At 57.2% G+C, this 9,725-nt stretch carries 10 protein-coding genes and 3 pseudogenes; 9 read left to right on the top strand and 4 right to left on the bottom strand.

What is annotated here, in order from left to right; genetic code table 11:
* Positions 1-43 precede the first annotated feature (43 nt).
* The 7 genes and pseudogenes from HF322_RS11370 to HF322_RS11340 all read left to right on the top strand — a co-directional run.
* Positions 44-781, top strand: coding sequence for a recombinase family protein (locus HF322_RS11370; protein ID WP_001366550.1), 738 nt, complete (start codon positions 44-46; stop codon positions 779-781).
* Positions 778-1,002, top strand: coding sequence for a hypothetical protein (locus tag HF322_RS11365; protein ID WP_000743213.1), 225 nt, complete (start codon positions 778-780; stop codon positions 1,000-1,002). Before HF322_RS11370 ends, HF322_RS11365 begins: the two co-directional genes overlap by 4 nt.
* 210 nt (positions 1,003-1,212) lie before the next feature.
* A complete protein-coding gene (locus HF322_RS11360) occupies positions 1,213-2,706 on the top strand; it encodes an IS91-like element ISVsa3 family transposase (RefSeq protein WP_001120888.1) in 1,494 nt (497 codons plus the stop codon).
* A 30-nt stretch (positions 2,707-2,736) separates the two neighbouring features.
* Positions 2,737-3,621: a DUF3363 domain-containing protein gene (locus HF322_RS11725; RefSeq protein ID WP_001447541.1), complete on the top strand. Its 885-nt coding sequence runs from the start codon at positions 2,737-2,739 to the stop codon at positions 3,619-3,621.
* Positions 3,622-3,867: 246 nt separating this feature from the next.
* The gene (gene floR, locus HF322_RS11350) at positions 3,868-5,082 is read left to right on the top strand and encodes a chloramphenicol/florfenicol efflux MFS transporter FloR (RefSeq protein ID WP_000214122.1); all 1,215 of its coding nucleotides are present in this window, start codon (positions 3,868-3,870) and stop codon (positions 5,080-5,082) included.
* A 27-nt stretch (positions 5,083-5,109) separates the two neighbouring features.
* The gene (locus HF322_RS11345) at positions 5,110-5,415 is read left to right on the top strand and encodes a LysR family transcriptional regulator (RefSeq protein WP_001255015.1); all 306 of its coding nucleotides are present in this window, start codon (positions 5,110-5,112) and stop codon (positions 5,413-5,415) included.
* 111 nt (positions 5,416-5,526) lie between these two features.
* Positions 5,527-5,931, top strand: a pseudogene (locus HF322_RS11340) (IS91 family transposase); the annotation flags it as partial.
* A 106-nt stretch (positions 5,932-6,037) separates the two neighbouring features.
* Here the strand turns inward: HF322_RS11340 and HF322_RS11335 are convergent.
* Positions 6,038-6,328, bottom strand: a pseudogene (locus HF322_RS11335) (aminoglycoside phosphotransferase family protein); the annotation flags it as partial.
* On the opposite strand from HF322_RS11335, the gene HF322_RS11330 reads away from it, so the two are divergent.
* Entirely contained in the window at positions 6,267-6,749 is a 483-nt protein-coding gene (locus tag HF322_RS11330) for a carcinine hydrolase/isopenicillin-N N-acyltransferase family protein (RefSeq protein ID WP_223193277.1), read from the top strand. The pseudogene HF322_RS11335 and the gene HF322_RS11330 overlap by 62 nt on opposite strands.
* A 153-nt stretch (positions 6,750-6,902) precedes the next feature.
* Here HF322_RS11330 and HF322_RS11325 read toward each other — a convergent pair whose 3' ends face one another.
* Positions 6,903-7,718 carry an aminoglycoside O-phosphotransferase APH(3')-Ia gene (locus tag HF322_RS11325; protein ID WP_000018321.1) on the bottom strand — a complete coding sequence of 272 codons (816 nt, stop codon included), beginning with the start codon at positions 7,716-7,718 and terminating at the stop codon, positions 6,903-6,905.
* Positions 7,719-7,854: 136 nt separating this feature from the next.
* Here HF322_RS11325 and HF322_RS11720 point away from each other — a divergent pair.
* Positions 7,855-7,956 (top strand): annotated as a pseudogene (locus tag HF322_RS11720) (IS5/IS1182 family transposase); the annotation flags it as partial.
* A 97-nt stretch (positions 7,957-8,053) separates the two neighbouring features.
* Here HF322_RS11720 and HF322_RS11315 read toward each other — a convergent pair.
* Both HF322_RS11315 and aph(3'')-Ib read right to left on the bottom strand, forming a co-directional pair.
* Positions 8,054-8,890, bottom strand: a complete 837-nt coding sequence (locus tag HF322_RS11315) for an aminoglycoside O-phosphotransferase APH(6)-Id (protein WP_000480968.1) — start codon at positions 8,888-8,890, stop codon at positions 8,054-8,056.
* On the bottom strand, positions 8,890-9,693 hold the full coding sequence (gene aph(3'')-Ib, locus HF322_RS11310) for an aminoglycoside O-phosphotransferase APH(3'')-Ib (RefSeq protein ID WP_001082319.1): 804 nt from the start codon (positions 9,691-9,693) through the stop codon (positions 8,890-8,892). Before aph(3'')-Ib ends, HF322_RS11315 begins: the two co-directional genes overlap by 1 nt.
* Between the last annotated feature and the right edge of the window lie 32 nt (positions 9,694-9,725).

Raw genomic sequence — 9,725 nt, 5'->3', positions numbered from 1 at the left:
ATTTAGTGGTTCTTTTGGGGTATGCCCAAAGGAGCCCGCAAGTATGCGCAGGACGAAGCCAGTAGCCGCGCCGATGGTGGCGCGGGTCTATCTGCGCGTCAGCACCGACGCGCAGGACTTGGAACGCCAAGAGGCGATCACTACGGCCGCGAAGGCCGCCGGCTACTACGTCGCCGGCATCTACCGTGAGAAGGCATCCGGCGCACGCGCCGACCGGCCTGAGCTGCTGCGCATGATCGGCGACCTACAGCCCGGCGAGGTGGTCATTGCCGAGAAGATCGACCGCATCAGCCGCCTACCTTTGCCCGAGGCCGAGCGCCTGGTGGCCTCGATACAGGCCAAAGGCGCACGCCTGGCCGTCCCTGGCGTGGTCGATCTATCCGACCTGGCGGCCGAGGCCCAGGGCGTCGCCAAGATCGTGCTGGAAGCCGTGCAGATCATGCTTTTTCGCCTGGCCTTGCAGATGGCCCGCGACGACTACGAGGACAGGCGCGAACGCCAGCGCCAAGGCATTGAGTTGGCCCGCCAGGCCGGGCGGTACAAGGGCCGCCGTGCTGATCCGAAGCGCCGCGCCCAAGTTGTCGCGCTGCGCAAGTCCGGCTACAGCATCAACAAGACCGCCGAGCTGGCCGGGTACAGTGCGGCCCAGGTGAAACGGATATGGGCCGAGGTCAGCCAGGCCGAAGCGAAGCAGCACGGCGCGTTCGTGGAGGACGCATTGACGGAAGCCGATGCCCTGGCCGCTGTCGGCCAGGATGAGCGCCAGGAGGAAAGGGCATGAAGAAGCCGAACCAAGACGACGAGCCGTTTTTCATCACCGAGGAGATTGCGGCCGAAATGATCGCCGGCGGCTATGAGTTCGAGCTGCCGCCCATTCCTTGCACCATCCGCCTACGCGACGTGCTGGAGCGCATGACCGATGCTGAGCTAGCATTGCAGCCGGGCGAGATCGCCGACCAGGAGCGTGAACGCTGCCGGCGCAAGCCGTGTTCAACCTCATGATCTGGTCATGGTATTTTTCATGGCACTGAGCCTGATAGTTCTTGCAAATTGTTGTCACTAAAGGGTTTTGTGTGCTTGTTTACAATCGAGTGGGAGTGACGGGCACTGGCTGGCAATGTCTAGCAACGGCAGGCATTTCGGCTGAGGGTAAAAGAACTTTCCGCTAAGCGATAGACTGTATGTAAACACAGTATTGCAAGGACGCGGAACATGCCTCATGTGGCGGCCAGGACGGCCAGCCGGGATCGGGATACTGGTCGTTACCAGAGCCACCGACCCGAGCAAACCCTTCTCTATCAGATCGTTGACGAGTATTACCCGGCATTCGCTGCGCTTATGGCAGAGCAGGGAAAGGAATTGCCGGGCTATGTGCAACGGGAATTTGAAGAATTTCTCCAATGCGGGCGGCTGGAGCATGGCTTTCTACGGGTTCGCTGCGAGTCTTGCCACGCCGAGCACCTGGTCGCTTTCAGCTGTAAGCGTCGCGGTTTCTGCCCGAGCTGTGGGGCGCGGCGGATGGCCGAAAGTGCCGCCTTGCTGGTTGATGAAGTACTGCCTGAACAACCCATGCGTCAGTGGGTGTTGAGCTTCCCGTTTCAGCTGCGTTTCCTGTTTGCCAGCCGGCCCGAGATCATGGGGTGGGTGCTGGGCATCGTTTACCGCGTCATTGCCACGCACCTGGTCAAGAAAGCGGGCCATACCCACCAAGTGGCCAAGACGGGCGCGGTCACCCTGATCCAGCGTTTTGGATCGGCGCTCAATCTGAATGTTCACTTCCACATGCTGTTTCTCGACGGTGTGTATGTCGAGCAATCCCACGGCTCAGCGCGTTTCCGCTGGGTCAAGGCGCCGACCAGCCCAGAGCTCACCCAGCTGACGCACACCATCGCCCACCGGGTGGGTCGCTATCTGGAACGGCAAGGCCTGCTGGAACGGGATGTCGAAAACAGCTATCTGGCCTCGGATGCGGTGGATGACGACCCGATGACACCCCTGCTGGGGCACTCGATCACTTACCGTATCGCTGTCGGTTCACAGGCGGGGCGAAAGGTGTTCACTTTGCAAACTCTGCCGACCAGTGGTGATCCGTTCGGTGACGGGATTGGCAAGGTAGCCGGGTCCAGCCTGCACGCCGGCGTGGCGGCCAGGGCCGATGAACGCAAGAAGCTCGAACGGCTGTGCCGGTACATCAGCCGCCCGGCGGTATCCGAGAAGCGGCTGTCGTTAACACGAGGCGGCAACGTGCGCTACCAGCTCAAGACGCCGTACCGGGACGGCACCACGCACGTCATTTTCGAACCATTGGATTTCATTGCAAGGCTGGCCGCCCTGGTACCGAAGCCCAGAGTCAACCTAACCCGCTTCCACGGGGTGTTCGCACCCAACAGTCGGCACCGGGCGTTGGTCACGCCGGCAAAACGGGGCAGGGGCAACAAGGTCAGGGTGGCTGATGAACCGGCAACACCAGCACAACGGCGAGCGTCGATGACATGGGCGCAACGGCTCAAGCGTGTTTTCAATATCGACATCGAGACCTGCAGCGGCTGCGGCGGCGCCATGAAAGTCATCGCCTGCATTGAAGACCCTATAGTGATCAAGCAGATCCTTGATCACCTGAAGCACAAAGCCGAAACCAGCGGGACCAGGGCGTTACCCGAAAGCCGGGCGCCACCGGCTGAGCTGCTCCTGGGTCTGTTTGACTGACGAGCCTGAAGGCCAACGATACCAATCAAAATGCTGCGTTCACAGCGCCGCGGCAGGGATCCGCCGTGCTGGTTGTCGGAAAAGGAGCCGCTAGTGGGAAAGAGGAGGGTAAATTTTCAGCGTTGCTGGCTCCCCGTCAGCCGGATTGGGTTGCATCGCAGGGGTGTCGAAAGAGTCAACTGCGGTCCAAAGCTGTTGGACTTGGGTGAAAAGGGCGTTTATTCTTCCTATACGTGCCGCGTTCCAGGCGGCGACTATGAGGGCTATGTCGATGCCCATGTGCGCCGGCTGGAGGCGCTACGCCGGGCCGGTATCGTCGAGCGGATCGACGCCGACCAATGGCGCATCCCCGATGATCTGGTCAGCCGTGCCGCCGCCCATGACGCCGGCCGAGACAGTCAGGCCAGCGTTCGCGTCCTTTCCCCGGTCGATCTGAACAAACAGATCGGATCGGACGGCGCGACCTGGCTGGACCGGCGGCTGATCCACGGCGAGACGGCCGACCTTGCGCCAACCGGCTTCGGGCAACAAGTCCGCGAAGCCATGGACCAGCGCCGCGAGCACCATATCGAACAGGGCGACGCCACCCGCAGCCGGGACAGCCGCGTCTTCTACCGGCGCAACCTTCTCGCCATCCTGCGGGAGCGCGAGGTAGCCGGCGTCGGATCGGATATGGCTTTGAGTAAGGGCCTGCCGTTCCGCGCCGCCACGGACGGCGAGAGCGTCAGCGGCAAGTTTACCGGAACCGTGCATCTATCGAGCGGCAAGTTCGCCGTGGTCGAGAAATCCCATGAGTTCACCCTTGTCCCGTGGCGGCCGATCATCGACCGCCAACTCGGCCGCGAGGTTATGGGCATCGTGCAGGGCGGGTCGGTGTCGTGGCAGTTAGGGCGGCAGAGGGGGCTGGAACGCTGAGTGCGCCCATGCCGCATTGCGAAGCAAAAGATAATCGGATAAAATGTAGCAATTCATATTATAATCGGATAAAATGTAGCAATTCATATTCGTAAGCGTGGAGTAATCAGATGGGAAATTCCAAGTCAGCAGACAAGTAAGCCGCAACAACCAGTATTGTTGTTGCGGCGCTCTGTAAGGCTAGTCTCATCTGATTGCTGACGAGCAGACGTCGCCCGGTATTCCTTAATCGAGGGTTGATTCGTCATGACCACCACACGCCCCGCGTGGGCCTATACGCTGCCGGCAGCACTGCTGCTGATGGCTCCTTTCGACATCCTCGCTTCACTGGCGATGGATATTTATCTCCCTGTCGTTCCAGCGATGCCCGGCATCCTGAACACGACGCCCGCTATGATCCAACTCACGTTGAGCCTCTATATGGTGATGCTCGGCGTGGGCCAGGTGATTTTTGGTCCGCTCTCAGACAGAATCGGGCGACGGCCAATTCTACTTGCGGGCGCAACGGCTTTCGTCATTGCGTCTCTGGGAGCAGCTTGGTCTTCAACTGCACCGGCCTTTGTCGCTTTCCGTCTACTTCAAGCAGTGGGCGCGTCGGCCATGCTGGTGGCGACGTTCGCGACGGTTCGCGACGTTTATGCCAACCGTCCTGAGGGTGTCGTCATCTACGGCCTTTTCAGTTCGATGCTGGCGTTCGTGCCTGCGCTCGGCCCTATCGCCGGAGTATTGATCGGCGAGTTCTTGGGATGGCAGGCGATATTCATTACTTTGGCTATACTGGCGATGCTCGCACTCCTAAATGCGGGTTTCAGGTGGCACGAAACCCGCCCTCTGGATCAAGTCAAGACGCGCCGATCTGTCTTGCCGATCTTCGCGAGTCCGGCTTTTTGGGTTTACACTGTCGGCTTTAGCGCCGGTATGGGCACCTACTTCGTCTTCTTCTCGACGGCTCCCCGTGTGCTCATAGGCCAAGCGGAATATTCCGAGATCGGATTCAGCTTTGCCTTCGCCACTGTCGCGCTTGTAATGATCGTGACAACCCGTTTCGCGAAGTCCTTTGTCGCCAGATGGGGCATCGCAGGATGCGTGGCGCGTGGGATGGCGTTGCTTGTTTGCGGAGCGGTCCTGTTGGGGATCGGCGAACTTTACGGCTCGCCGTCATTCCTCACCTTCATCCTACCGATGTGGGTTGTCGCGGTCGGTATTGTCTTCACGGTGTCCGTTACCGCGAACGGCGCTTTGGCAGAGTTCGACGACATCGCGGGATCAGCGGTCGCGTTCTACTTCTGCGTTCAAAGCCTGATAGTCAGCATTGTCGGGACATTGGCGGTGGCACTTTTAAACGGTGACACAGCGTGGCCCGTGATCTGTTACGCCACGGCGATGGCGGTACTGGTTTCGTTGGGGCTGGTGCTCCTTCGGCTCCGTGGGGCTGCCACCGAGAAGTCGCCAGTCGTCTAACCGACGACTGGTAGCAGGCCCGCTCCGATGCGGCGCACTAACCATCGAAACCTCGTGAATGTCGGTATCCTGTCTGGCAGGATACCGCTCATTTCCCTTGTTCAGTTCATCGCCGTCGCCGAGCATCTGAATTTTCGGCATGCGGCCAAGGCACTTGGTATCAGCCAGTCGAGCGTCAGCGCGCGTGTGAAAGCGCTGGAGGATAACCTTGGTGTCCTGCTATTTGAGCGCCATGCGCGGGGCGTTCGGCTAACAGACGCAGGCAGGCACTTCATGGAGCGTGTCACGGCGGGTGTCGATCAACTCGATCACGCAGTGAAGACCGCGGAGTGACGGGCACTGGCTGGCAATGTCTAGCAACGGCAGGCATTTCGGCTGAGGGTAAAAGAACTTTCCGCTAAGCGATAGACTGTATGTAAACACAGTATTGCAAGGACGCGGAACATGCCTCATGTGGCGGCCAGGACGGCCAGCCGGGATCGGGATACTGGTCGTTACCAGAGCCACCGACCCGAGCAAACCCTTCTCTATCAGATCGTTGACGAGTATTACCCGGCATTCGCTGCGCTTATGGCAGAGCAGGGAAAGGAATTGCCGGGCTATGTGCAACGGGAATTTGAAGAATTTCTCCAATGCGGGCGGCTGGAGCATGGCTTTCTACGGGTTCGCTGCGAGTCTTGCCACGCCGAGCACCTGGTCGCTTTCAGCTGTAAGCGTCGCGGTTTCTGCCCGAGCTGTGGGGCGCGGCGGATGGCCGAAAGTGCCGCCTTGCTGGTTGATGAAGTACTGCCTGAACAACCCATGCGTCAGTGGGTGTTGAGCTTCCCGTTTCAGCTGCGTTTCCTGTTTGGGGTCGTTTGCGGGAAGGGGCGGAATCCTACGCTAAGGCTTTGGCCAGCGATATTCTCCGGTGAGATTGATGTGTTCCCAGGGGATAGGAGAAGTCGCTTGATATCTAGTATGACGTCTGTCGCACCTGCTTGATCGCGGCCGCGATAGCTAGATCGCGTTGCTCCTCTTCTCCATCCGCGTTCCAAGCTGCGGAAAGGCACCCATAAGCGTACGCCTGGTCGAGCAGGCGACGCGGATCGACGTCCAGCGCACGAGAGAATGCGTCCGCCATCTGTGCAATGCGTCTAGGATCGAGACAAAGGTCGTCTCTGTCAGCCGGATCGTAGAACATATTGGCGGCGCCAAAGCCCACTTCACCGACCAGACCGACGGGATCTATCACCAGCCAGCCGCGATCCGGGGCGTTTCACCATACGCTCGGGCAGCTGGGCGATGCGCGGCTGTTCAGCGTTGAGGCCACCGGTCAAGGCTGTTCCGTTCTACCCCTGACGACGGTAACCGGGCATGCCAACCATCTGGTGCATGCGGCACTGGCTGGCGTTGAGCAGATCGTTACCGACAGTTCAGCGTCGCGGCAGTTACGCCTCGTGCAGTGGCGGGAAACGCAACCTCCGTTTGACGCCGCGGCGGCAAAAACCATTCTCTCAGATACCCATGACGCAGAACTGCCAATTTACCGGCTGGCTGCCGACGATCCGGATGAGGAGAACACCCTCGCCACGGCAGTTTTCACCCTCGATGCCAACCACGTCAGGTGGCAAATTTTCGACATTAACCGCGACGATGCTAAATTTCATGGAGAAGTGCGTGGGTGAAATAGCCGGTCGTCAGTCATAAAGGGCAGGGGAGTACCGTTGGCCCGGCGTTCGATAGTACCGTCCGGATACTGCCAGATATCGGCGTCCAGGGAGATGTCCTGAAGCGCGGTGTCCGGAATTTCAGGTTTGTGTCTCTACAAAGACTAACTATCAGAAAAACTCATCGAGCATCAAATGAAACTGCAATTTATTCATATCAGGATTATCAATACCATATTTTTGAAAAAGCCGTTTCTGTAATGAAGGAGAAAATTCACCGAGGCAGTTCCATAGGATGGCAAGATCCTGGTATCGGTCTGCGATTCCGACTCGTCCAACATCAATACAACCTATTAATTTCCCCTCGTCAAAAATAAGGTTATCAAGTGAGAAATCACCATGAGTGACGACTGAATCCGGTGAGAATGGCAAAAGCTTATGCATTTCTTTCCAGACTTGTTCAACAGGCCAGCCATTACGCTCGTCATCAAAATCACTCGCATCAACCAAACCGTTATTCATTCGTGATTGCGCCTGAGCGAGACGAAATACGCGATCGCTGTTAAAAGGACAATTACTAACAGGAATCGAATGCAACCGGCGCAGGAACGCTGCCAGCGCATCAACAATATTTTCACCTGAATCAGGATATTCTTCTAATACCTGGAATGCTGTTTTCCCGGGGAGCGCAGTGGTGAGTAACCATGCATCATCAGGAGTACGGATAAAATGCTTGATGGTCGGAAGAGGCATAAATGCCGTCAGCCAGTTTAGTCTGACCATCTCATCTGTAACATCATTGGCAACGCTACCTTTGCCATGTTTCAGAAACAACTCTGGCGCATCGGGCTTCCCATACAATCGATAGATTGTCGCACCTGATTGCCCGACATTATCGCGAGCCCATTTATACCCATATAAATCAGCATCCAGGTTGGAATTTAATCGCGGCCTCGAGCAAGACGTTTCCCGTTGAATATGGCTCATAACACCCCTTGTATTAATGTTTATGTAAGCAGACAGTTTTATTGTTCATGATGATATATTTTTATCTTGTGCAATGTAACATCAGAGATTTTGAGACACAACGTGGATTTGTTGAATAAATCGAACTTTTGCTGAGTTGAAGGATCAGATCACGCATCTTCCCGACAACGCAGACCGTTCCGTGGCAAAGCAAAAGTTCAAAATCACCAACTGGCCCACCTACAATAAAGGGGTCGTTTGCGGGAGAGGGCGAAATCCTACGCTAAGGCTTTGGCCAACGATATTCTCCGGTAAGATTGATGTGTTCCCAGGGGATAGGAGAAGTCGCTTGATATCTAGTATGACGTCTGTCGCACCTGCTTGATCGCGGCCGCGATAGCTAGATCGCGTTGCTCCTCTTCTCCATCCGCGTTCCAAGCTGCGGAAAGGCACCCATAAGCGTACGCCTGGTCGAGCAGGCGACGCGGATCGACGTCCAGCGCACGAGAGAATGCGTCCGCCATCTGTGCAATGCGTCTAGGATCGAGACAAAGGTCGTCTCTGTCAGCCGGATCGTAGAACATATTGGCGGCGCCAAAGCCCACTTCACCGACCAGACCGACGGGATCTATCACCAGCCAGCCGCGACTGGAGAACATGATGTTTTCATGATGCAGATCGCCATGTAGCCCACGCAGTTCCGAGGCATTGCTCATCATTTGATCGGCTATAATCGCCGCGTGGACGTAGTCAGTTTGACAACCTGCGTTTTGATCATCGCGCGCCCGCTGAAACAAAGCTGCAAAGCGATCCCGGATCGGGAGAAGGGCAGAAGGCAGGGGTTCCTCAGATGCGGCATACAGCTTCGCCATCAGTTCCGCTGCAATTTCGGTCGCCTGGTAGTCGCCGTGCTCGGCAACGATGTGAGAGAGCATTCGCTCCCCGGCATATTCGAGCAACATCAGATTGTTCTCACGACCGAGCAACCGGACTGCTCCCCTCCCATTGCGCCATACCAGATAGTCGGCCCCGCGCAGTTCATCAGCAATGTCTTCTATAGGTTTCAATCCCTTGACGATTGCAGGAGTCCCGTCTGGCAATGAAACTTTCCAAACGAGGCTGGAAAAGGTGTCCGCAATGAGAACAGGTTGCGAAACGTGCCAATGAGCAGGAAAAACAGGCGGCATGAACATCAACCCCAAGTCAGAGGGTCCAATCGCAGATAGAAGGCAAGGCGTTCGCGGTCGGGGGCTTCGATCCCCAATACATTGAATAGGACAGCGAAGGCGCGCTCTGCTTCATCTGGCGCTGCCCAGTTCTCTTCGGCGTTAGCAATCATGAGTGCCAAATCGGCATAGCGATCTGCTGTTCCGAGCCGCCCAAGGTCGATCAGACCCGTGCATTGAAGAGTTTTAGGGTCCACCATGAAGTTCGGCATGCAGGGATCACCATGGCAAACAACCATATCGGTGCGCTCTTGGTCGAGCCGCACCGGTAGCTCTCGTTCGACACGAGCCAAAAGATCGAGCTGCGGCGTACTCTTGTCCTCGTCCGGTAAGAAGTCGGGATTGACGGCATTGCGGGACACCACATCAACGGCGCGTCCGAACATTCGCGACAGCCTGCGCTCAAACGGACATTGATCAACCGATAGGCTGTGAACAGCGCCAAGTTGCTGCCCCATTGACGGCCACGCTTTGAGCAAATCCGCTCCAGACAGATCAGCCGCCGGTACTCCCGGAATTGCCGTTATCACCAAGCATGCACCCTCCTGTTCCTCCTGCCAGTTGATCACCTCGGGGCAAGCCACACCTCGACCTTTGAGCCAAATGAGGCGGTCACGCTCTCCAGCGAGCTCACCGCGGCGGGAAGCAGGTGCGATTTTCGCGAAGGCATGCCCGTCACCACGTCGAAAAACAAAATCACCAGATTCTCCGCCTCTGACAGGCAACCAGTCAGAATGCGATTCACCAAAAAAAATATTAGTTCGATTCAATGGAGGTTCCTTCAGTTTTCTGATGAAGCGCG

Source organism: Psychrobacter sp. MF31 (assembly GCF_012847335.1).
Classification (GTDB): domain Bacteria; phylum Pseudomonadota; class Gammaproteobacteria; order Pseudomonadales; family Moraxellaceae; genus Psychrobacter.
The sequence above is the reverse complement of the archived record's forward strand: the minus strand, read 5'-3'. Positions and strand labels throughout refer to the sequence as shown.